Below are 21,948 nucleotides of genomic sequence, written 5' to 3' on the forward strand. Positions count from 1 at the left end.
TTGAGCATGGCCGCGTACAACTTGGTGCGCATGCGCTCGCTGGGAGAAATCCGTCCGCAGTTGCAGTAATCGCGGTAATGAGGCCAGAAACGGGCGCCAAATCATCAAAAAATCGATGAAATGATGCGCAGCTTCCGGATTGTGAAAAATAGGCGGCACATCAACCATACAGTGGGAAGTCTTGCCGCTTGTGCGGTTAGTACTTCAGCAGCCTGCTAATTGTCTTAGGAAGTTTCTCTGTTGATGATCGGAAAATTCATATTTTCTTCCAACTTGCCTTCCGATGCCCGCTTCGGCGCTATAGTCCGCCTCTCTGGGCTCCCTGGAAATCAATAGCCGTACTTGCACGCTGGCGCGCGGCGGTGCGTGGCTAACTTGCTCTCGAAGAGTGGCGCGTATTCGGAAATCCGGATATCGGAGGTTCGAGAATGTTATTCCAGAAAATTTCCTGGGACGACGGACTTATGAACTTGAAACTTGACGAGCGCCGGTTGTGGGTCACACGGAATCGAATGTCATTGAGACGATCGACGCGCTTGGTCGCTAATCGACTTTTCGTTCAGCACCCCGGGTGTTCATTCCTGTTCTCCCAGAGGTTGTCTGTCATGGCATAGGCGCCTGGGGGCTGTGCTGTTGCTGTTTTCCATGGTGACCTCGGCGCAAGTACCCAACGCCGGGCAGTTTGTGCGCGATATGGAGAGTGTCCGCTCGAACCTGCCCGTCCGTTGTACCTGATCTGCTGGGAGCAGCAGAGTTTTCGACTGAAGAGGATCTATGATGAACAAGAGCTATGCATTGGTTTGGAACCAGGCATTGGGTTGCTGGAATGTCGCCAGCGAACTCACCCGTCGCCGTAGTAAGGCGGGCCGTGGCAAGGTGGTGATCGCGGCCGGCATATCGCTGCTGGGCCTGCTGGGGCAGGCGCCGGCGTTTGCCCTGCCGACTGGTTCGACGGTGGTCTCGGGTAGCGGGACTATTCAGATCAATGGCCAGCAGATGACCATCGATCAGCGCAGCGACAAGCTGGTCACCAACTGGAACGAATTCAGTGTGGGCGCCGCCGAAAGCGTCACGTTCCGCCAGCCCGGCAGCAACTCGATCGCCCTCAACCGGGTGATTGGCAACAACGGTAGCGATATACAGGGTCGCATTGACGCCAATGGCAAGGTGTTCCTGGTCAACCCCAATGGCGTGGTGTTCGGCAAGACCGCCCAGGTCAACGTTGGCGGCCTGGTGGCTTCGACGCAGAACATCAGTGATAAGGACTTCGTCGACGGCAACTACCGTTTCGCCGGCCGTTCCACCGCCGCCGTGAGCAACGCCGGTACGCTCACGGCCGCCGAAGGTGGCAGCGTGGCGCTGCTGGGCGCGCGGGTCAGCAACAATGGCGTTATCCAGGCGCAGATGGGCAGCGTGGCGCTCGGCGCTGGCAATGACTTCAGCATCAACTTCGACGGCAACGGCCTGCTCAACCTGCAGGTGAACAGCGCCACGGTGGACGCCCTGGCGCAGAACGGCGGCCTGCTGAAGGCCGACGGCGGGCAGGTGCTGATGACCGCCAGAGGCGCTGACAGCCTGCTGAAGACGGTGGTCAACAACGAGGGCACCATCGAAGCCAGGACCCTGCAGAGCAAGAGCGGCAGAATCACGCTGGACGGCGGCGATGCGGGTATTGTCCGGGTAGCGGGCAGGCTGGATGCCAGCGCACTGGGCGGCCAGGGCAATGGCGGTGTGGTGGAAAGCCATGGTGCCAGGGTGGAGGTCCAACTGGCGACTCAGGTGGACACCCGAGCAGACGGGGGACAGACCGGCACCTGGAAGATTCGTTCAAAGGGGGTGAGCGTGGCCGAGACGGCGAGCCCGGCTGGCACCGGCTCGGTTGCTCAGTCGCCCAACCTGGTCATCAACGGAGGCATCAGCGGTAACGTAGGGGTGAATGGACACGGCGCCTCGAATGGCAGCAGCGGCCCGACCTTGCGGACCGATACGCTTTCGAGCAACCTGGCCACGACCAATATCGAGCTGGCCAGCAGCGAAGGCAATCTGTCGGTTGACGGGCCGGTGTCCTGGGACAGCGGCAACAAGCTGGGCCTGACCGCCGAGCGCGGCGACTTGCTCGTGAACGGCGCGCTGAAGGCCAGTGGCGCCAATGCCGGCCTGGCGTTGAGTGCCGGACGGGGTGACGTCCAGCTGAACGACAATGTCGCGCTCACCGGGGAGAAGGCCAGCCTGGCATTGAACTACGGCAAGAACGGCTATTTCCTCAAGGACGGCAAGGCGGTGACGCTGTCCGGCAAGGGTGCCAGCTTCAGCGCCAACGGCCAATCCTACGAGGTGGTGCAGAACCTGGCGCAATTGCGCCAGATCGAGGCCAACATGGCTGGCCGCTATGTCCTGGGCAACAGGATCGCCGGCAATAACGCCAGCTTCCGATCGATTGGCAATGGTAACGCCCTCACCGGCACCCTCGATGGCCTGGGCAACACCATCAGCGATCTCTCGGTCTACGGTACCAGCGCCTTTGTCGGACTGTTCGATGCGAACTTGGGACAGATCAGCAACCTGAACCTCGACCGTCTCTCGGTCAGCGGGGCAGCGTCCACTCACCGCAATACCCAGGTCGGCACGCTCGCCGGTGTCAACCTGGGCACCATCTACAACATCAAGGCCAAGGATGTCCGCGTCACCGGCGCATCCCATGGCAACACCCTCGGCGGGCTCGTTGGCTTGAACCTGGGCGGCAAAATCGACAGCGCCTCTGTCAGCGGTCAAGTGATCGGTGATCGGTACACCAGCGCGATGGGGGGCCTGGTGGGCGCGAACGTCGCCGATGAAATTGGCATCGCGAAGATAACCAACAGCCGCGCGGACACCTCCCTGTCAGGCTACATGTCGAACGATCCTTCAGCCTACGGCGCGGGCGGCCTGGTCGGCAGGAACCACGGCGGGCAGATCAGCAACTCGTCCAGCCATGGGTCCATCGCGGTCTCGGGTGTCTCCATGAACGTCGGCGGCCTGGTCGGTCTCAACACCGCCTATGGCAACATCAAGAACTCCTCCTCCACAGCCAGCGTTTCGGGCGGCCGCTATACGGTGCTCGGGGGGCTGGTCGGCCTCAACCACTTTGGTTCGGTGACCAACTCCACGGCCAGCGGTGATGTGAATGGCCTCGGTGCGATAGCGATCGGCGGCCTGGTCGGGCTGAACAACTACGGCTCCATCGCCAACGCCTCGGCCAGTGGCCAGGTAGCCGACAACATCAGCTTCAACGTCGGCGGCCTGGTTGGCCGGAACAATAATGGCAGTATCTCCAGCTCCTCGGCCTCCAGTACGGTGAAGGGCGGTGCCAACGCATCTGTCGGCGGTCTGGTTGGCTATAACAACGGCAGTATCCAGAGTGCTTCCGTCACGGGTACGACTTCGGGTGGCTACAACAGCAAAGTCGGCGGCCTGGTCGGTTTCAACGAAAAGGGCTCGGTCACGGGCTCCTCGGCCGATGGTCGTGTGGATGGTTCCTCGACCCGCGCGATTGGTGGTTTGGTCGGCCATAACCAGAGCGGCTCCATCGTCAGTTCCTCGGCCAGCGGCGCGGTACGGGACGACACCGGCCTCGATCTGGGTGGCCTGATTGGCCGCAACGATGGCGGCCAGGTCCGCGCGGCCTCGGCCACCGGCGCGGTGACCGGCGGCGCCAACGCTTTCGTCGGTGGCCTGGTGGGTCATAACAGCGGCGGTACCCTCCAGGCCGTTTCGGCCGAGGGCAGGAGCATGGCTGGCACCAACAGCCGGGTCGGCGGACTGGTGGGCCATAACCAGGGCACACTGCGTACAGTGTCGGCCAGCGGCGATGTCTCCGCCGGGGCAGGTAGCCGCGTGGGGGGGCTGGTCGGCGAACTGATCGGCAAGGTCGATTCGGCTTCGGCCACTGGCAATGCCAAGGGTGGCGATGGCAGCCGCGTGGGTGGCCTGGTCGGGGTGAACGCTGGCCAGATCACCTCATCCTCGGCCTCCGGTACCGTCAGTGGCGGTTACGGCGCGGGTCTGGGTGGCCTGGTCGGCCTGAACGCCGGCTCCATTCGTCTGTCGTCAGCCAGCGGCAAGATCGATGGCTCCCCATCTTACGGGCAGATCTATGGCGGCCTGATCGGCATGAACGTGGGGCCAGGCCGGCAATCCCTCAACAGCGTTTCCGGAGAGGCGGCCAAGGTGCGGCTGATCGGCAATCAGTTCTAACGTCGAATCCCTTCGTTAAGAACACCCCATAGGCCACCGGCCTGCCATGCACAAACATGGCAGGCCGGTGTTTTTTTATGCCGGCACAAGCTCATTCTGGGCAACCGGCCCATGAGGCGCGTCACCAGACCTGCGGTATCGAGTTCATGCACGCGGCTGAACCTGGTGACCCCCGGGACGGCCAAGGGGCGACCCATGCTCACGACGCGTTATCAATAACGCGCCCGGGCTATGCTCCTCAAACGCGGTTCACTGCCCCCCCTGGCACTAGCGTGGCCTGCCGCGGGCGCTCGTCCTGGTACTCCCGGCGCGAGGTGCCTCTTTACCCGCCACGGCACTGCCGCCACCGTTCACCTGCTCCATCCACGACAAAGCGTCGACGTACGACAAGAACTGCTGGAGATAGCCTGGCGACAGTTCGTGCATCAGTGATAGCGACCGATGCACCAGGCGGCTCGAGTGGAGCGGGCCGGCATTATCGGGCACCTGCTCCAGCGACTGCCGCAGCTGTCGGTCGGTGCTGACCCTGGACCAGGTTGCCCTGAAGTAGTCGAGCACCTCCACTTCAGGATAGGAGGCGTGCGGGGCCACGGCGTCAATCGTCGCGCGGCCATCGCCGCCCGCCTGCGCATGGCTGGCGATGTAATCGATCAGTCCGGCCAGTGCACCGCGAGCGGGCAAGCAGGGCGATGCAGCGCCGCCGCTATCGCTTGCCGTGCCTGCGGCGCTTTCAAGATCATTGGCATAGGCCTCGAGCAGGCTGGACAGCCTGTCGTCCAGGATGCGTCGCGCATCTGCGCTGTGGGCGGCCGCCCGTCGCGCCAGCGCCTCGATGAACTGGAAGCGGACAGGATCCAGGCGATCGGCGCCACGTTCGCGCCATGCATCGAGCGTCGCCCGCGCGTCACGCGTTTCGCCACATGCTTCGCCGCTACCGACGCCGCTATCGACACCACTATCCACGGGGCTTCACCGTTGCGGTCGACGGTCTTGGGATCGGCGCGATTTCCACTCGCCGGTTCTTGGCTCGTCCCGCTTCGTCGGCATTCGCGGTCACGGGCTGCTGGGACCCGAATGCGGCCGCAAATACCGAGGAGGGCGGGAGGCCTTCCTCGATCAGCGCGCGGGTTACCGTCAATGCGCGCTGGGCCGACAGTTCCCAGTTGTCGGCGAATCGACGGTTGGCCTCACGCACCTGCTGGTCGTCGGTAAAGCCGCTCACCATCAGGATCTCCTCGCGGGCCTGGAGATACGCGGACAACGGCGCGGCCAGGCTCTTCAACACGGCACGGCCTTCGGGCTGCAACTGATCGGAGTTGAGGGCGAACAACACGCTGCCGTTGATGCCGATGCGGCCGTTCACCAGCGTCACCCGGCCCGCCGCCAGCGGCCCGGCCAGCGCTTTCTCCAGGGCCTCGCGGCGCTGCGTCTCCGCCTGCCGCTGCTTGACCTCCTGCTCCAGCCTGGTCGAGAGCTCCAGCTGCACGCCGACGACGCTCACGAGGATCAGGACAAAGGCGCCCAGCAGTACCGACATCAGGTCGCCAAAGACGGCCCAGACCGGTACGGTCGGCTCTACGCCGGCGTCGATGTCCTCGCTCATTGTGCTTCGGCGCCGGCCGGCGCCCGCTGGCCTGCGAGTTGTTGCAGGTTTTCGACGATCTGCTTCTGCGACAGCATGCTCAGGTCGATGACTTCCCTGGCCTGTGCCACGTAATAGCCAAGCTGTTCGTCACTACGCGCGAGGGATTTGTCCAGCGCGGCTTCGATGCGCTGCAGGTGGGCCACCAGCTTGTCGTTCGACTCGCCAAACAACTGCACGGCCATGCCGAAGGCTTCGCCCAGGCTTGCCACCTCGACGGCACTGCCGGTGACCTGTGCGGCAACGGCGGCCATCTTGCCGGTCTCGGCCTCGACCTTATCGGTGAACCGGGTGCCGACACGATCCAGCAGGTCCGCCGAGGTGGCGACCAGCGCATCGACCGCCACGCGCTGCTCGGTGGAGGCGTGGTTCACGGCATCGAGCAGCGTGCCCAGCGTTTCCAGCAGGCGGCTGCGCTCTTCCAGCATCGTGTTGTCGCGGGCCATGCTGTCGGAGAGCTTCTGGCGCAGCTCGGCGACGACGTCGGCCGCAGCCTTGGGGGCTTCCGAAGCGGCTTGCACGAGCCGGGCAATCTCGGCGATCGTGTTGCTGGCGTGTGCCTGCGTCTGGGCCGAAATGTCGCGCGCGGTCTGCGCCAGCGTGTCGCAGATTTCCTGCTGCCGGCTTGCGGTTTGCGTGCCCGTCTGCTCCCACTCCTGGCGCAGCGTGGCGGCCATCGAGGCAAGCGTCTCGGTCCAGGCGGCCAGCCGCTGCTGGTCCCGCGCTGCCAGCTCCGCCTGCTGGTCCGCATGCGACTGGCCGACCGTGCGCAGCAGTGATGCCGAGTGCTGCTCGAACGTCGCCGCGGCTGCCGCCAGGGCCTGCTGATTGTTGCTCGCCAGCGTCTCGCTGACCTGTTCGTGCCGGGACAGCGCGTCGCGCCACGCTTGCGACAAGCCGCCTGTTGCGGCTTCCAGGCGGGCGGAGACGGTCTCCAGCAACTTGGGGGCTGCCGAAGCGGCTTGTACGAGCCGGTCGATCTCGGCGACGGTGTTGCTGGCGTGTGCCTGCGTCTGGGCCGAGATGTCGCGCACGTTGTGCGCCAGCGTGTCGCAGATTTCCTGCTGGCGGCTTGCGGTGTGCGCGCCCGTCAGCTCCCACTCCTTGCGCAGCGTCGCGGTCAGCGCGCCGAGCGTATCGGCCCAGGCCGCCAGCCGTTGCTCGTCCCGCGATGCCAGTTCCGCCTGCAGGTCCGCATGCGACTGGTCCACCGTGCGCACCAGCGATGCCGATTGCTGCTCGAACGTCGCCGCGGCTGCGGCCAGGGCCTGCTGATTGTTGCTCGCCAGTTTCTCGCTGACCTGTTCGTGCTGGGACAGCGCGTCGCGCCACGCTTGCGACAAGCCGCCCGTTGCGGCTTCCAGGCGGGCGGAAACGGTTTCCAGCAGCTTGGGGGCTGCCGAAGCGGCTTGTACGAGCCGGTCGATCTCGGCGACGGTGTTGCTGGCGTGGGCCTGCGTCTGGGCTGAGATGTCGCGCACGTTCTGCGCCAGCGTGTCGGAGATTTCCTGCTGGCGGCTCGCGGTGTGCGCGCCCGTCAACTCCCACTCTTTATGCAGCGTCGCGCTCAGCGCGCCGAGCGTATCGGCCCAGGCCGCCAGCCGTTGCTCGTCCCGCGATGCCAACGCCGCCTGCAGGTCCGCATGCGACTGGCCGACCGTGCGCAACAGTGACGCCGAGTGCTGCTCGAATGTCGCCGCGGCCGCCGCCAGCGCGTTCTGATTGTCTCCCGCCAGTTTCTCGCTGACGCGCTCGTGCCGGGACAGCGCGTTGTTCCATGCTGCCGACACGCTGCCCGCCGCGGTTTCCATGCGGGCGGAGACGCCTTCCAGCAGGCCGGCCGAGCGTTGCTCAAAGGTGCCGGCAAACTGATCAAGCGCGGTGCGCAGGTCCTGGGTAAGCGCCTCGCTCGATCGCTGGTGCCCCGCCAGTGCCTTGTTCCAGATGTCCGCCACGGTAGTGGCCGCGGCCTCGAAACCGGTCGAGAGCCCATCCAGTTGCCGCTCAACGGCATGCGTGATGGTGTCGTGCAGCGAGGCCGTCTCGCGCGTGAGACTCGACGTCAAAGCCGCCACGGCCGGCTGGAGCGTCGCGCCGGCAGCGCGGGCGCTATCGGCGACGCTTTCCTTCAACGACTGCTCCACGGAGGCAGCCAGTCGGGTGTAGGCGGCCTCGGTCTTGCCGTGGAAGGCCTCCTGGCTGGCGAGATGACGCTCGTGCAAGGCCTGGCTCTGCTGCTCCATGGCCGCCATCATGGCCTGCAGCCGATCGACCAGGGTGGGCATCACATCGGCCTGCCGCTGCAGCAGCTTGAAGGTTTCCTCGCGCTGATGGGACTGCGAGTAACTACGCAATGTCGTCGCGATCCTGGCGTCGAGCATCTGCGCCGCCTGGATCCGCTCGCGCCGGCACAGCGTGGATAGCAACCCCAACATCGCGGAGGTGGCCACGCCCGCGACCGAGGTGCCGAACGCAAATCCCAGGCCCTTGACCGGTGCGGCCAGCGAAGCGCGGATGGCCTGCAAGTCCGTTGCGCTTTCCAGCGCCATGCCGGTGCCCTTCAGGGTGGCCACCATGCCCAGGAACGTGCCAAGCATGCCCAGCAACACCAGCAAGCCCACGAGATACGGCGTCAGCGCCGGTCCCGGCAAGCCCACGCGCTCACCCTCGATGCGCAGGCGCGCCGCATTGCGCAGGCTGGGATGCAATTGATCCAGCCAGGCGCCCAGGCTGGCCGGCGGCTCGGACAGGCCCGCCACGGCCCGCGCCAGGGTGGCGGTGGCCTGGTGGTCGCGCCGCAACTCGAGCGCGCCTGCCAGGTAGCAGGCGCCGATCAGCATCGTGACGGCCAGCGCCAGGGTGTTCGAGCCCGCATAGCCGGCGCCAATCCAGCACACGGCGGCCAGACCCACCAGAAAAACGGCGAAATTAAAAAGATATCTGGACATGGCGTCCTGGTTAGCTGGAGCGAAGGGCCGCAAGCAGCCCTTCGACCGGTTGAAAACGAATATCCAGTTCGGCAAGCAATACGCTGCGCATATCCTTGCGGAACACATCCAGCCATGCGCCGGGCGTGACCGCCGCGGATTCCCCCGCGCTTTTTCCCGAGACTTGGGCGTCGGCGAGCGTCGCCTGCCCGGCCTGGCGCAAACGCGCGAAGTGCCCTTCGAGCAACGCGGGCACGCCGGCAAGCAGATTCCGCTCGCGCGCACCCAGCGCCCCCTCCATGACGGCATCCACCGCCGCGAGCCGGGACATGGCGGGCGTCCTGGCGGCCAGCATCGCCCGCAAGCGGCCGCGCAAGCTGCCGATGTCCAATTCCATCGCCTGCTGCATGGAGAGATAACGCTGACGATAAGTCGCGTAATCGACTGCCGCATCCATGGGCTGCGCTTGGGTGGGCGCCTGCGCTTGTCCGCGCCGCTTGGCGGGGGCGCTCGCGCCGTCGCCTGCGATGGCATTCGCCAAGGCGGTCCGCGCACGGGCGCACGCAAGCTCCTCGGCGCTGCCGAAGGCGCGCGCTCCGGATGCCACCGCCGGCGCATCGCCGTTCAGGACCGCGGACAACGCGATGGCGTCGGCCCAGCCGAGCCATTGGCTCAGCCTGTCCGAGAGCGATTGTCTGGATGCGGGAACGTCGACGTCCGTCATGCGCGCAAGCAAGCGAATGAGCGTCGGGCCGCTTAAACTTGTGCGTTGTGACACTTGCACCATACCGGCGGAGTCAAAAACCCGCTAGTTTACACGCCGGCGGGTGGTGGACCTACTTCATTTCGATTTGCACGACCAAGATGCAGGCAACCTGGAGGCAGGCCCACATGCGAAGTTTGCCTGGAATTCAACCAACGCCTGCTTCCACTCGGTTGTAGTAGGTGAGGTTGTGGTACGCGCATGTCGCCTAGTTCGTCGTCGAGCGCTCAACCCTGTTGACGTGGATGCCGCTCACTTGGCCGGCACGACAAGCGGCGTCCCTTGCCTGACGACATACGTCGCGAGTTCCGCCGCGTTGCCGCTGCCGACGTTCTTCGCCGAGTGGGCCGTTCCGGCCGGGATGAACAAGGAATCGCCGGATTTGAGCGTGATCGGCGGTTTGCCCTCGAGCTGATACTCCAGCGAGCCTTCGAGGACATAGGCGATCTCTTCACCCGGATGCGCGTGCTTGGGGGCGAACGCGCCCTGGTCGAAGTCGACGCGCACCTGGACGGCCTCGCGTCCGGGCACCCCGAGATCGTGCTGCAGGAGATCGGTGCGGTGGATTCCCGGCTGTTGCGCCTGTGCCGCGTGGAGCGCCGATCCGCTCCCGGCGATCAGCATCGCGGCCACCATGATTCGAGTCGTTTTCATGTGGAAGTCCTTTCATGCATTGCATAGGCGTCAGTGGCCCCAGCGTAAGCCGGCAAAGGGGCACATAAGGCGCGCTTTGATCGTTCAACGATGCGGGGCGTCAGACGTAGGCGCCGTCAAGATAGGGATCAACATGGCGTGCCGGGTCTGCCGACACGCCAGTACGGTCCCAGCCAGCCACGGTGTGGGCACCGTCGTAGTACGGGCTACGCGGTTCCTGCACCGAGCGCGCGCCGTCGGTGTACGGGTCGCGCGAAGCGTTTACCGAGCGGGCGCCGTCAGTGAACGGGTCGCGCGCGCCCGCATGTGACAGTCCGGAGGCCTGCGCACCGGCAGCAGCAGCAATCAGAGCGACGGCGAATACAAAACGCTTGGCGAAGTGGGTAGTCATGATTGGTATCCTTGAAGTTTGCGTTGGGCTTGGTGTGGCTTTGTGTGGCCAGGGCTCGCATCGTTACTGCTCGCCGCCGGCCTACGGAAGCCATTAAAGGACACCGATGTATCCCGACCGTAGCGTGTGAAGGCCCCTTCTGTCAGGACACGTATCGTGCTGGCAGCCTGATACAGACGGGTACAAAGACGGTGTGGGAACGCGCCCGGAGGTGGTGTGGAGAGTCTTCGGGAGCCGGGCGCGAAGGCGTTGCGAAGGCGTTTTCTAAAGCAATACGTCAAGGCACGAATATTGTCTTCGGACGACTTTCGGCACAGACGCACTCAGCGCCATAGTTCGAAGTGACGACCCAAGGGTTCAATGCTGGAGCAGCGCAAACTGCCGGTCGCCGCTCCTGAGCAGCACGCCCGGTTCAAAGTTAGGGGGACGTTCGTCAACAAAAAACTTTCACGACAAGGGGGTTGCCGACCCGGGGTGATTAGTCCATAATGCAGTCCATTGATTCGCATGGAAGCCAAAAAACTCCTTAAGAATCAATGGGTTATGGCGATAATACCAGTCCCGTATCCCGCTTCCGTTGCATCAGGCAAGCGAGCAAGTAGTAGCAGTTGACAATCAGTAACTGCCCATGTGGCTCAGTGGTAGAGCACTCCCTTGGTAAGGGAGAGGTCGGCAGTTCGATCCTGCCCATGGGCACCATGTCATTTCCCTGAGTTCGCGTTCTTCGCGCGGGCTGTACAAGCTAGCTGGCGCCGACACGCTGTTCCTCCCGGCCCACGCCACTTGCGCCAATGCGGAATCACTGCATCGGCTGCCTTCAGATTCCACCAAGCATATAGCTCGACACACCGATACCGCTGGCGAAGTTGTCTTCGTGGTAGACGCCGCTCGTGTGGGCTGACCCACCACATATCGCGATAGCTCCCGCCAGGCATCGGCGCATAGCCGGCTTGCGCGAACTTGGCATTGTCGCCACCCTTGCGGATGTCATCGGCGACCGCCTTCGGCATGATCTGCTGACCATCGATCTGGCGGCTCAGTAGTCCTTGTCGTACCAGCGCACCACGATCCTGGAGACCTGCGCCATTTTCAGCAGCGTCAGCGCGATCAGCCGGCTCCCGGTCCGCCCGGGTTCCAAGGCAACGCAACGCAGTACGCGCAAATTCGACACGTTGTCACCAAATCCCCGTTCGTAGAACTCCGAGGCGACGCGCTTCCATGTGACTCGCTGTGAGAACGACAGGTCCGAAAGTTAGTTGCCATGAGCAATTATTTCTTTGGGAATCTATTTCATTCCAGTGTCACAAACCGAAGACATAGTCCCCACTCATGGGACGACGTTTCACCAGTGAAACATATCATGTGCATGATGCGTCTGCCCTCCCATCGGTAACCGGGCGCGCGTAAGGGATGCCTTCATGAGAGCGTTGCCTGGCGTTTTCAATCATCACGATCTATGCGTTGCGCCCGAATGCCAGTGAAACGTTTGACTGGCTTTTGGCGCAGCGCGTGCCAGCGTCACAACAAGGAAAAGCAAATGCGACAGGCAATCTGGGGGCGCGGAATTCTGGGCACAATTCTGGCCGCCTTCGTCGGGATCATGGTCACGGCGTGCGGATCATCGTCGTCAGTGGCGACACTGGGACAACAACAGATCAAGCACGTTTTCGTCATCACGCTCGAGAACGAAAACTACGCGACCACCTTCGGCGCGAAGAGCAAGGCTCCGTATCTTGCGCAGACGCTCGCTTCGCAGGGCGCGCTGGTGCAGCAGTATTACGGCACCGGTCACGTCAGCCTCGACAACTACATTGCAATGATCAGCGGCCAGTCGCCGACGCTGGAAACGGACAATGATTGCCCGACCTACCAGGACTTCAGCTTGACGGGCATGACGCCGGACGGCCAGGCGATTGGCACCGGCTGTGTGTATCCCGCCAGCGTGAAGACGCTGCCGGATCAGTTGAAATCCGCCGGCTACACGTGGAAAGGCTACCAAGGCGACATGGGCAACGACCCCACCCGGGAAGCGGCGACGTGCGGCCACCCGACGCTCAACACGACCGACCTGACGCAGGCCGCCGAGGCGCCGAGCGCGGCGGTGCCGCTGGGCGACCAGTACGCGACGCGCCACAACCCGTTCATGTACTTTCACTCGATCATCGACTCGCCCGATTGCGGGCGGAACGTTGTGAACCTGAACAGGCTCACGACCGACCTGCAGTCGATCTCGACGACCGCCAACTTCAACCTGATTACCCCGAACCTGTGCGACGACGGCCACGACGGGCCGTGCGTGAACGGCCAGCCGGGCGGCCTGACGAGCGCGAACGCGTTCCTGCAGAAGTGGGTGCCGGTCATTACCGCGTCGCCGGCGTTCCAGCAGGACGGGCTGTTGATCATCAACTTCGACGAAAGCAGTTACGCGACCGTGACCCAGCCGTCGGCAGGGGAGACGGACCTGACGTTCACCGGCACCACCTGCTGCAGCCAGCAGCCGGGTCCGAACCTGCCGGCCTTCCCGCAGTCGTCGTCGCTCTCGTACAAGGGCTTGACGATCAAGCTGACCAAGCAGAGTTTCGGCGGCGACCAGACCGGCGCGGTGATGATCTCGAAGTTCATCAAGCCGGGCACGGTGTCGAAGGTGCAGTACAACCACTATTCGATGCTCAGGAGCATCGAGGACATCTTCCAGCTCGGTCATCTTGGCTATGCCGCGCAGGCCGGATTGGTGGGCTTTGGCCCGGATATCTTCACGAACCTGTAAGCACATGCTGACGTCTGCAATGCGCGCCGCGGCGCTCTGCGCGTGCCTGGGCGTCGCGCTGCTGCCAATGGCGGCACCGTCGGCGCAGAACGCAGCAACGCCCGCGTACAGCGATGCGGCCGCGCTCGGCAAGCTGATCTTCTTCGATCCGTCGTTGTCGGCGTCGGGCAGGATGTCGTGTGCGAGCTGCCACAGCCCGTCGCATGCCTACGGGCCGCCCAACGGGCTGGCCGCGCAGTTCGGCGGCCCTGAGCTGCGTTCGCAAGGCACACGTGCGGTGCCGAGCCTGCGCTACGTGCTGAACCGAACGCCGGTCTGGAGCCACGCCCAGGCCGCGACCATCGCTGAACGGATCGCGGATACGGACAATGCACCGTCCGGCGGGTTCGGCTGGGATGGGCGCTTCAGCCATCTCCATGAGCAGGCCAGCTTTGCGCTGTTCAACCCGAACGAGATGGCCAACAAGGATGCTGCTGCGGTTCTGGCGAAGCTTGAGCGCGCACCGTATGCCACGCGCTTCAAGGAAGTGTTCGGCCAGAATGTCTTTGCGGACCCCACCAGAGCGTTCACCCAAGCGATATACGCAATCGAGCGCTTCGAACTCGAGGACCCGAGTTTTCATCCTTATACCAGCAAGTTCGATGACTATCTCGACGGCAAGGTCCAACTGACTGCGCGCGAATTGCGGGGCAAGAAGCTGTTCGACGATCCGGCGCGTGGCAACTGTGCCTCCTGTCACATCGACCAGGCGGGCGTGAATGGCGCGCATCCGCTCTTCACGGATCACAAGTTCGAAGCGCTCGGCGTGCCGCGCAATCCGGAGTTGAAGGTCAACGCAGACCCGAAGTATTACGACATGGGTTTGTGTGGACCGTTGCGCAGCGATCAGTCGGGCGATAAAGCCAATTGCGGCCTGTTCAAGACACCGTCGCTGCGCAATACGGCAACGCGTCAGGTGTTCTTTCACAACGGACGTTTTCACTCGTTAGAGGAGGCATTGCGCTTCTACGTGCAGCGCGATACCAACCCGGAGAAATGGTATCAAGCCGATCGTCACGGCAAGGCCAAGAAGTTCAACGACCTGCCGGCATCGGTGCGCGGGAACGTCGATACCATCGATGAGCCGCTTACGCGCAAGCGCGGTGAAAAGCCGGTCTGGACGGAGCAGGACATCAAGGACGTCGCGGCCTTTCTCTCGACGCTGAACGACGACTACCAGTCAATGGCGAGAACAGCCAAATGAAGACTGACTCAGCGTGTGCATTGAAATTCTGGAGGCAATCAGAGCAAATTTAGCGCGATGAAGCAGCTGATGAAGCCAGCACTATTGTCGCGACAGATTCACTGAAATATGTTCGCCGCCTCCTTAAGTGTCTTGTCTAGCGCTGACATGAGGACGCGGCGATGAGCGAAAGACCTAAACATGCAGAAAACTCAAGGGATTGCCAGCATGATGAGCAACAACCGCAACGATGATTGCGACCACAAAGACCCGTCAGTGCCCGACTCGCAGCGCCGCAAGTTGTTGGGAGGCTTGGCCGCCGCCGCGGGCATAAGCCTGCTGCCAAGCTGCGGCGGCGGCGACGGCAGCAGCTCGCTCGTCGCCACCGCCGCGCTGCCCGATCCGGGACAATCCGGCATCGATCACATCGTGGTAGTGATGATGGAGAACCGCTCCTTCGATCACTACCTGGGCTGGCTGCCAGGTGCCGACGGCAAGCAGGCCGGCCTGAGCTTTGCCGACCGCAACGGCAAGATCTCCAGCACCTACCCGCTGGCGCCGGAATTCCAAGGCTGTGCCTACCAGGACCCCGACCATTCGCACGAAGGCGGGATTACCGAGTACAACAATGGCAAGTGCGACGGCTTCCTGCTGACCAGTTCGGACACCTTCCCAATCGGTTACTACCGTCAGGAAGACCTCAGCTTCCACGGCCAGGCCGCCCCGGCTTGGACCGTCTACGACCGCTACTTCTGCAGCATCATGGCGGAGACCGAGCCCAACCGCTTCTATATGCACAGCGCGCAGACGCCGGCGATCCATAACAAGGACGTCAGACCCGCAATCGCCGCCCAGATGCCGACGATCTGGGACAAGCTCAGCGCCGCTGGTGTGAGCGGTAAATACTATTACAGCGACGTGCCGTACCTCGCTTCGTACGGCTCCAAGTACGCACATATCTCTCAACCCTTGGACCAGTTCCTGGCCGCCGCCGCCGCCGGTACCCTACCCAACGTGTCGTATGTCGACCCCGCCTTCGTCGGCAACGGCACCCAGAATGACGACCATCCTTTCGGGGACATCCGCGACGGCCAGGCCTTCATGAACCAGATTTATGGAGCTGTGACCCAGAGCCCGCAGTGGCCCAAGACGGCGCTGTTCTTCATCTACGACGAGTGGGGCGGCTTCTTCGATCATGTGCCGCCGCCCTTCGCCGGCGTGATCCCGCCGTTCGACCTGGCCGCATTCAAGGCGATCAACGAAACGCCGTCCTCCCAGCTCGGCTTCCGTATTCCGGCCATGGCGGTGTCGCCTTTTGCGCGGCGTGGCTACGTCGCCCACGACCAGTACGACCACACCTCGATCCTGAAGATGATCGAATGGCGTTTTGGCCTGACGCCGCTCACCGTACGCGATGCACAGGCCGCCAATATCGCCGAGTCCTTCGACTTCCAGTCCGGCGCCAACGTCAGCGCGCCCGCGTTCACCGTGCCCAGCGGCCCGTTCGGAAAGACCTGCGCTCCCAAGAGCCTCGCCGCCGGCTCCGCCGCCGCCGCGATCCGCGCCGAGCACAACGAAAACGTCCAGAGACTCGCGCAACTGGCACAGCAACATGGCTTCTGGGTTGCCACTTAAGTTAGGAATACGCAGGCGTATGAAAACCTAACTGATCGTCCTGTCGCGCTGACCCTTGCCGCCTGCGGCGGCAACGGCAGCAGCGGCGAGCCCTGCGTACCGATAGCCATGGCTCAATCGCCGCAGAAGCACGATAGGGGCTCGTCGTCCGCATCGCCAGACTCTACCGGCGGTCTCCCCCGAACATGAAGCTGGATACCGTGATGCCGCCGGCGAAGTTGTCCTCGTGATAGACCCGCGTAGCAGTGTCGGCTTCGGCTGCGCCGACGGCCACCATCAGCGGTAGCAGATGCTCTTCTCTGGGATGTGCCTGGCGAGCCGCGGGTGCGCTCTCCCAGGCAGTCAGCGCGGCGGCGCGTTGCTCCGGGGCGGTTGCGGTGAGCGCTTGCTCAAGCCAGGCGTCGAACGCTGCCGATACGTCCTTCCCCGCGGGGCCGAACGCGCGCAGGTTGTGGTAGCTCAGCCCGCTGCCGACGATGAGGATGCCTTCGTGGCGCAGCGGCGCCAGCGCGCGTCCGAGGGCGAGATGCGCGAGTGGGTCGAGCCCGCGCTTGAGCGAGAGCTGCACGGTCGGCATATCGGCGCCGGGATAGATGACGGCCATCGGCGCATACATGCCATGGTCAAAACCGCGCAGCGGATCGAGCCGCGCGGCAAGGCCGGCGTCCTCGAGCAAGCCTTGCACGCGCGTGGCGAGCTGCGGTGCGCCCGGTGCGGGGTACTGGATCTGGTAGGTGTAGTCCGGGAAGCCGTAGTAGTCATAAATCATGGGCGGCTTCGGGTTGGCCATGATCGTGAATTCCGGCTCTTCCCAATGCGCCGAAATCATCAGCACGGCCTTGGGCGCCGCGCCCACCAGTTGCGGCATCTGCTGCAGGGCGGCCTTCAGGCCGTCGTAACGGCCACCCAACTGGTCTTCCATCCAGGGCCAGGGCCCGCCGCCGTGTGAAATGAAAAACGTGGGGAGTGCAGGCGTTGTCATCCGGGGTCTCCTGGTAACTCAGCCGCGCCGCCCGGCAACATAGCCAAGCAGGCCGGACAAATCGCGCGCGGCGCGCTTGACCTCGCGCTCCACGCGTTCGCGCAGGGCGGGGTCGCGCTCGAAACGGATGTCCGGGCCGGCCACGCTGATGGCGGCCACGGTGGCGCCGCTGGCATCGAACACGGGCGCCGCGCAAGAGTCGATGCCGGGCTCGAACGCGGAGAAGCTCCATGCGCAGCCGCGCTCACGGTCGGCGGCGAGGATGTCGCCCAGGCGGGCATACGTGGCCGGGCTTTGCCCGGTGACGGTCGCCAGCGGTTCCTCGCCCAGCCGCTCGCGCAGCGTGTCTTCAGCCAGGCCGGCAATCAGCATGCGGCCGGGCGTGGTGAGGTGCGCCGGCACACGGCTGCCAACCTGGATATTGCTGACCAGGGAGGTCTGCGGCATGTCGCGCAGCAGGTAGAGCACGTCACCGCCGTCCAGCACGCCGAGATAGGCGGAGAGCTGCAGCGATTCGCTCAGGGCGGCCAGCACGCGCCGCGCAAAGACGGTGAGATCCTTGCCTGCCAGCACCTTCGCGCCCAGCTTGAGCAGATCGAAGCCCGCCTGGTGGCCGCCCTGCGGCAGGCGCTCCACCATGCCTTCGTGCTCCAGCGTGGCGAGCAGGCGCATCACGGTGACGCGGTTCACGTCGATGCGCCGGCCGACTTCGCTGAGGTTGGTGGTGGACCCGCCTTCCGCGATAAAGCGCAGCAGCCGCATGGCGCGGATCACCGGGCTGACCAGTTGCGTCTTGTCTTCGTCGCCGCCCTCGGTGAAGTTGGTGGCATTGGTTGCGTCGGTTGCGTCGGGCGCGGGCTGGTGCAGCTTGGGGTTCTCGCTCATCGGTTCCGTGGACGGGTGGGCGGCGCGGTAAGCCTGCGGGCTTAGTTGAGGGGTACCTGCCAGGCGTTGTAATCGTACACCCAGTCCGCGTTGCCGCCTTCCTTGAGCCAGGCGTTGCTGCGCGAGCCGATCTGGATGCGGCTGGTGCGCTCAAAGCGCGCGGCCCGGTAGCGTGCGAGCGCGGCGGGGATGTCGTTGCCGTTGGCATCGGCCAGGCAGCGCGCCAGCACCACGCCGTCCTCGATGGCCATGCTCGCGCCTTGCGCCATGAAGGGCATCATCGGGTGGCAGGCATCGCCCATCAGCGCGACGTTGCCCACCGACCAGGCTGGCAGCGGGTCGCGCACGTAGAGCGCGGAGATCAGCACGTCGTCGCAGGCATCGAGCAACGCGCGCGCCTCCGCATGGAAGCCGGCATAGGCTGCGCGCACGTCTTCCACGCGGCCCGGCGTGGTCCAGGATTCGTTGCGCCAGGCTTCCTGCGCCACCGTGGCGAAGATAAAGATCTCGCGGCCGCGGTTGAGCGGGAAGGTGACGATCTGCGAGGTCGCCTCCGGGCCCCACCACTTGGTGAAGGCCTGCAGGTTCGGCACGCCGGAAAGGCGCTCGGCCGGCACCACCGCGCGGTAGGCGACCACGCCGGTGAACACCGGATGCTCGGGCCCGAACAGCGCGGTGCGCACCACCGAGTGGATGCCGTCGGCACCGATCAGCACATCCACGCCTTCCTGCGTGCCATCGGCGAAATGCAGCGTGGCGCCGGCCGCATGGCGCTCGATCTGCGTCGCCTTCTTGCCGAGCTTGACGCAGGTGCCGGGCAGGGCGCCTTCCAGCGCGGTCATCAGGTCGCCGCGGTGCATGGTGAGCTGCGGCGCGCCGTAGCGGATCTCCGCCTCGTCGGACATGGCCAGGCGCGAGGTCTCCTCGCCGGTGTTCCACACCCGGCTGATGCGGTGGGTGGGCCGCGCGGCGGTCTCGCGCAATGCCTCGCCCACGCCCAGGCCATCCAGCGCGCGCACGGCATTGGGCGTGAGGTTGATGTCCGCGCCGACCCGCGCAAAGCGCGAGGCTTGCTCGAACACAACCACGTCCATTCCTAGCTTGCGCAGCGCAATCGCCGCGGCGAGGCCGCCGATGCCGGCGCCGTTGATGCCAATCTTTTGTGAAGCCATGGTGCTTGTTCCTCTGGGGTCGCCTTGGTGTGGGCCCGGGTGTGCGCCTCGCTGCTCAGCGGCCGCGTTTGCCGGTGTATATGTTCAAATATGAACGTAGTGTTCATAAAAGAATATAAAGGTGACGAGGGGATGTCAATCCGCGGGTTTACACGGGGGTGAACGAGGAGGAAGGCCAGATTGCGGCCTCAAACTGCTGACAAACCTGACGCATTAGCCGAAGCCGCCGAACGGGCCAAAGCCATGCGCTACGTCGACGGCTGTCTCACCCTCTCCCCCAGCCCCTCTCCCGCGTGCGGGAGAGGGGAGCGGGACAACGCAGATCCGGCTTTGTCAGCAAGCTGAGGCCGCATTGCGGCCTCAGGGGAAGTGGAAGGGGAGGAGCAAGGGCCGTGAACTAGGGAAAGCCCATTGGAAGTATGAAATACGCTATGAATTGATCGCACGCTCTTGAGACTTGCGCCTTTTCCCGGTCAATATTCCCGCAATACCCAACCACTGATAAACGCAAAATACTCGCGCAACCAGGCGTTGTAGCGTAAATAAAGTGGCGTTGGGGCTCCTGCGCCAGACACTGTCTGGAACCCGGCCTTATGCGCAATCCGCTTCGCGCGTACCAGATGAAAATCACTGGTCACCAGCACCAGCGGGTCTCCAGCGCTCACGCCCTGCTGCTCCAGCAACCGGCGGCTGAAGAGCAGGTTTTCCTCGGTGCTGGTACTCCGGTCCTCCCGGATCAGGCGGCCCGGCTCCAGGCCGTGCGCGATCAGGTAATCGGCCATGATGTCCGCCTCACTGCAGCGCAGCCCGAAGTCCTGGCCACCGCTCACCACCACGCGCGCCGCTGGCCATTGCCGTGCCAGTGCCAGGCCTTTTTCCAGTCGCGCAGCCAGGGTAGGCGACGCGGTGCAGTGTGGCGTGCCGGAGCCCAGTATGAGGATGGTTTTTGCGGGCGCCCCCGTTGCCGCGGATTCGGAAATGCCGGCGTCGATGAAATAGAAGAACATCCCCAAGGTCACCAGCCACGCGGCAAACGCCGCCCCGGCTACCCCCCAGATCCATCGGTTCCGCCGGCTAGCCCTGCGCCATTGCGCCACGGCCTTCCAGCGCCATGACAGCGTGAGAAAGGCCGCGCCGATCGCCAGAGGGAGGACGACACCAAAGTTGAACAGGCCCATCAGCATCAGCGCGATGGCATCGGCAACCAGCAGTGCGCCAGGCAGTGCAAGGCAGATGCGCCGCCAGGCAGCGCCAGTTTTCAAGTCATGCATTGTTGTTCGAACCCACACCGTCAGTTAGTTAGTTGGTTAGTTGGTCAATTAGCAGGGGTGATGCAGGGCCAGACGCAAGCGACCCGGCGCACGCCACTGTCCAGAGCGTTGACGGGCCATGTCGCTCCACTCAATCGACAACAGTGCGTGCGTCGCTTTCATCCAGGCAAACGGTCAGTTGCATGCCTTCCTTGTTGAAGGCGCAGTAGGGCAGGGGCGCACGCAGAGCGTTGGCGAGCGGGATGCCTGCGAGGATCAGAATCAATGATCCGGCGACCACGGATCGCACCAGCATCGCTGTGCCCGATATCGGACGATGACGCTGGGCGCGGACCGCCCTGACATGCAGGAATACCCCGCCACACAGCAGCGCCAGGCCGACCAGCATCGCTGCGGCAATCTCTTCCCGCCCTGGCGATAGAATCAGGTCGCCAACGTGATTTTCGGGATAGTGAAACAGCCACCAGGCACCTGCGCATACTTGCAGGACCCCAGCCATGCACCAGGCCGCACGGTGCCCCGCCAGGCGAAACGCCGAGGCCACGAGCATGCCGGCAATCGCCGCGATCCAGGCGCCGGCATACATCATTTGATTGAAACTACCGCCAAACAGGGTGCCGCCCACGTCCCGAGGCCGCATCCCGTGGACGGCGATCCAGCCGAGACTGGTAACGATTCCCAGAAGGGCAGTCCAGCTCAAAGCGGTGTCCAGCCATAACCACAGTCTTGGCGCAGGACGAGTCATCGGTGTCTTTCCGAGGCTTCGCTCACTTCGGATCGAGACTGGCTTTCGCCCAGCGAGCGCAGGAGCGCCGGCACCTTGGCGCTGCTGGTGGCCTGCACGCGGGTGATGAGGTCGTAGTCCACGCGGCTCATGCCGTAAGCCTGGGCGATATCGTGCTGCAGGCGGTGCCAGAGGTGGCCGGTCATCTGCGCATCGGCCATCGCACGGTGGGCACGCCCGGCCTTCGGCAGGCGCAGCATATCCACCAGCGTCGACAACCGGTGGTTTTGCGCGTGCGGGTAGACGCGCCGCGAAACGAGCATCGTGCAGGCGAAGGTCTGATCGGCTGGCATGCCCAGCAGCGCAAGCTCGGCTTGCCAGAACCTGCGGTCGAACCCCGCATTGTGGGCTACCACGGGATGCTTGCCGACGAATTGGGCCACTTCGCGCATCACCTTTGGCGCCGCGGGCGCCGACGCAATCATGTCATTGGTGATGCCGGTGAGGTGCACGACGTCCGAAGGGATGCGTCTGCCCGCGTTCATCAGGCTTTGATACTGGTCGACGATTTCCCCGTCGCGCAGCAGGATGACTGCAATTTCCGTGGCCCGGTCGCCTTGACGCGGTGACAGTCCTGTCGTTTCAAAATCCAGAACCGCAACGGTCTGCATAGTGTTCTT

Annotated in this window: 17 protein-coding genes, 1 tRNA gene and 1 pseudogene; 5 read left to right on the forward strand and 14 right to left on the reverse strand. The window is 64.1% G+C overall.

Going from position 1 to position 21,948, the window contains the following annotated elements; all coding sequences use genetic code 11:
* Positions 1–774: 774 nt before the first annotated feature.
* Positions 775–4,233 (forward strand): GLUG motif-containing protein, encoded by a 3,459-nt coding sequence (locus tag ACGLHR_RS20710; RefSeq protein ID WP_400096136.1) that lies wholly within the window; start codon positions 775–777, stop codon positions 4,231–4,233.
* A gap of 267 nt (positions 4,234–4,500) precedes the next feature.
* Here ACGLHR_RS20710 and ACGLHR_RS20715 read toward each other — a convergent pair whose 3' ends face one another.
* The 6 genes from ACGLHR_RS20715 to ACGLHR_RS20740 form a co-directional block, all read right to left on the reverse strand.
* Positions 4,501–5,196 carry a DUF2894 domain-containing protein gene (locus ACGLHR_RS20715; protein WP_400096137.1) on the reverse strand — a complete coding sequence of 232 codons (696 nt, stop codon included), beginning with the start codon at positions 5,194–5,196 and terminating at the stop codon, positions 4,501–4,503.
* Positions 5,189–5,836 carry an OmpA family protein gene (locus ACGLHR_RS20720; protein ID WP_400096138.1) on the reverse strand — a complete coding sequence of 216 codons (648 nt, stop codon included), beginning with the start codon at positions 5,834–5,836 and terminating at the stop codon, positions 5,189–5,191. The genes ACGLHR_RS20715 and ACGLHR_RS20720 overlap by 8 nt, the downstream gene beginning before the upstream one ends.
* Positions 5,833–8,823, reverse strand: coding sequence for a DUF802 domain-containing protein (locus tag ACGLHR_RS20725; RefSeq protein WP_400096139.1), 2,991 nt, complete (start codon positions 8,821–8,823; stop codon positions 5,833–5,835). The genes ACGLHR_RS20720 and ACGLHR_RS20725 overlap by 4 nt, the downstream gene beginning before the upstream one ends.
* A 10-nt stretch (positions 8,824–8,833) precedes the next feature.
* Positions 8,834–9,589, reverse strand: a complete 756-nt coding sequence (locus tag ACGLHR_RS20730; RefSeq protein WP_400096140.1) for a DUF3348 domain-containing protein — start codon at positions 9,587–9,589, stop codon at positions 8,834–8,836.
* A 228-nt stretch (positions 9,590–9,817) separates the two neighbouring features.
* On the reverse strand, positions 9,818–10,219 hold the full coding sequence (locus tag ACGLHR_RS20735) for a cupin domain-containing protein (RefSeq protein WP_400096141.1): 402 nt from the start codon (positions 10,217–10,219) through the stop codon (positions 9,818–9,820).
* A 100-nt stretch (positions 10,220–10,319) separates the two neighbouring features.
* Positions 10,320–10,610 (reverse strand): hydroxyquinol 1,2-dioxygenase, encoded by a 291-nt coding sequence (locus ACGLHR_RS20740; protein WP_400096142.1) that lies wholly within the window; start codon positions 10,608–10,610, stop codon positions 10,320–10,322.
* 624 nt (positions 10,611–11,234) lie between these two features.
* Here ACGLHR_RS20740 and ACGLHR_RS20745 point away from each other — a divergent pair.
* A tRNA-Thr gene (locus tag ACGLHR_RS20745) sits at positions 11,235–11,309 on the forward strand.
* Positions 11,310–11,497: 188 nt separating this feature from the next.
* Here ACGLHR_RS20745 and ACGLHR_RS20750 read toward each other — a convergent pair.
* Positions 11,498–11,641 (reverse strand): annotated as a pseudogene (locus ACGLHR_RS20750) (6-aminohexanoate hydrolase); the annotation flags it as partial.
* A gap of 5 nt (positions 11,642–11,646) precedes the next feature.
* On the reverse strand, positions 11,647–11,781 hold the full coding sequence (locus ACGLHR_RS20755; RefSeq protein WP_400096184.1) for a hypothetical protein: 135 nt from the start codon (positions 11,779–11,781) through the stop codon (positions 11,647–11,649).
* A 429-nt stretch (positions 11,782–12,210) separates the two neighbouring features.
* On the opposite strand from ACGLHR_RS20755, the gene ACGLHR_RS20760 reads away from it, so the two are divergent.
* The 3 genes from ACGLHR_RS20760 (at position 12,211) to ACGLHR_RS20770 (ending at position 16,234) form a co-directional block, all read left to right on the forward strand.
* Positions 12,211–13,377: an alkaline phosphatase family protein gene (locus tag ACGLHR_RS20760; protein WP_400096180.1), complete on the forward strand. Its 1,167-nt coding sequence runs from the start codon at positions 12,211–12,213 to the stop codon at positions 13,375–13,377.
* A 4-nt stretch (positions 13,378–13,381) separates the two neighbouring features.
* A complete protein-coding gene (locus tag ACGLHR_RS20765) occupies positions 13,382–14,620 on the forward strand; it encodes a cytochrome-c peroxidase (protein WP_400096143.1) in 1,239 nt (412 codons plus the stop codon).
* Positions 14,621–14,800: 180 nt separating this feature from the next.
* On the forward strand, positions 14,801–16,234 hold the full coding sequence (locus tag ACGLHR_RS20770) for an alkaline phosphatase family protein (protein ID WP_400096144.1): 1,434 nt from the start codon (positions 14,801–14,803) through the stop codon (positions 16,232–16,234).
* Positions 16,235–16,397: 163 nt separating this feature from the next.
* Here the strand turns inward: ACGLHR_RS20770 and ACGLHR_RS20775 are convergent, their stop codons facing one another.
* The 6 genes from ACGLHR_RS20775 to ACGLHR_RS20800 form a co-directional block, all read right to left on the reverse strand.
* Complete coding sequence (locus tag ACGLHR_RS20775) at positions 16,398–17,216, reverse strand: DODA-type extradiol aromatic ring-opening family dioxygenase (protein ID WP_400096145.1); 819 nt, start codon at positions 17,214–17,216, stop codon at positions 16,398–16,400.
* Between the two features lie 18 nt (positions 17,217–17,234).
* Complete coding sequence (locus ACGLHR_RS20780; RefSeq protein ID WP_400096146.1) at positions 17,235–18,101, reverse strand: IclR family transcriptional regulator; 867 nt, start codon at positions 18,099–18,101, stop codon at positions 17,235–17,237.
* A 41-nt stretch (positions 18,102–18,142) separates the two neighbouring features.
* Positions 18,143–19,273 carry an FAD-dependent monooxygenase gene (locus ACGLHR_RS20785; protein WP_400096147.1) on the reverse strand — a complete coding sequence of 377 codons (1,131 nt, stop codon included), beginning with the start codon at positions 19,271–19,273 and terminating at the stop codon, positions 18,143–18,145.
* A gap of 473 nt (positions 19,274–19,746) precedes the next feature.
* Positions 19,747–20,544: a YdcF family protein gene (locus ACGLHR_RS20790; protein ID WP_400096148.1), complete on the reverse strand. Its 798-nt coding sequence runs from the start codon at positions 20,542–20,544 to the stop codon at positions 19,747–19,749.
* Between the two features lie 130 nt (positions 20,545–20,674).
* Positions 20,675–21,289 (reverse strand): hypothetical protein, encoded by a 615-nt coding sequence (locus ACGLHR_RS20795; protein ID WP_400096149.1) that lies wholly within the window; start codon positions 21,287–21,289, stop codon positions 20,675–20,677.
* Positions 21,286–21,939, reverse strand: coding sequence for a PolC-type DNA polymerase III (locus tag ACGLHR_RS20800; protein ID WP_400096150.1), 654 nt, complete (start codon positions 21,937–21,939; stop codon positions 21,286–21,288). Before ACGLHR_RS20800 ends, ACGLHR_RS20795 begins: the two co-directional genes overlap by 4 nt.
* Positions 21,940–21,948: the final 9 nt, after the last annotated feature.

Source organism: Cupriavidus sp. CuC1, from assembly GCF_044627735.1.
Classification (GTDB): domain Bacteria; phylum Pseudomonadota; class Gammaproteobacteria; order Burkholderiales; family Burkholderiaceae; genus Cupriavidus; species Cupriavidus ulmosensis.

Excerpts from the sequence above, each read along its gene's own strand:
- ACGLHR_RS20710 (WP_400096136.1), top strand. The coding sequence starts at position 775 with ATGATGAACAAGAGCTATGCATTGGTTTGGAACCAGGCATTGGGTTGC.
- ACGLHR_RS20720 (WP_400096138.1), bottom strand. The coding sequence starts at position 5,836 with ATGAGCGAGGACATCGACGCCGGCGTAGAGCCGACCGTACCGGTCTGG.
- ACGLHR_RS20725 (WP_400096139.1), bottom strand. The coding sequence starts at position 8,823 with ATGTCCAGATATCTTTTTAATTTCGCCGTTTTTCTGGTGGGTCTGGCC.
- ACGLHR_RS20730 (WP_400096140.1), bottom strand. The coding sequence starts at position 9,589 with ATGGTGCAAGTGTCACAACGCACAAGTTTAAGCGGCCCGACGCTCATT.
- ACGLHR_RS20735 (WP_400096141.1), bottom strand. The coding sequence starts at position 10,219 with ATGAAAACGACTCGAATCATGGTGGCCGCGATGCTGATCGCCGGGAGC.
- ACGLHR_RS20740 (WP_400096142.1), bottom strand. The coding sequence starts at position 10,610 with ATGACTACCCACTTCGCCAAGCGTTTTGTATTCGCCGTCGCTCTGATT.
- ACGLHR_RS20760 (WP_400096180.1), top strand. The coding sequence starts at position 12,211 with ATGGTCACGGCGTGCGGATCATCGTCGTCAGTGGCGACACTGGGACAA.
- ACGLHR_RS20765 (WP_400096143.1), top strand. The coding sequence starts at position 13,382 with ATGCTGACGTCTGCAATGCGCGCCGCGGCGCTCTGCGCGTGCCTGGGC.
- ACGLHR_RS20770 (WP_400096144.1), top strand. The coding sequence starts at position 14,801 with ATGCAGAAAACTCAAGGGATTGCCAGCATGATGAGCAACAACCGCAAC.
- ACGLHR_RS20775 (WP_400096145.1), bottom strand. The coding sequence starts at position 17,216 with ATGACAACGCCTGCACTCCCCACGTTTTTCATTTCACACGGCGGCGGG.
- ACGLHR_RS20780 (WP_400096146.1), bottom strand. The coding sequence starts at position 18,101 with ATGAGCGAGAACCCCAAGCTGCACCAGCCCGCGCCCGACGCAACCGAC.
- ACGLHR_RS20785 (WP_400096147.1), bottom strand. The coding sequence starts at position 19,273 with ATGGCTTCACAAAAGATTGGCATCAACGGCGCCGGCATCGGCGGCCTC.
- ACGLHR_RS20790 (WP_400096148.1), bottom strand. The coding sequence starts at position 20,544 with ATGCATGACTTGAAAACTGGCGCTGCCTGGCGGCGCATCTGCCTTGCA.
- ACGLHR_RS20795 (WP_400096149.1), bottom strand. The coding sequence starts at position 21,289 with ATGACTCGTCCTGCGCCAAGACTGTGGTTATGGCTGGACACCGCTTTG.
- ACGLHR_RS20800 (WP_400096150.1), bottom strand. The coding sequence starts at position 21,939 with ATGCAGACCGTTGCGGTTCTGGATTTTGAAACGACAGGACTGTCACCG.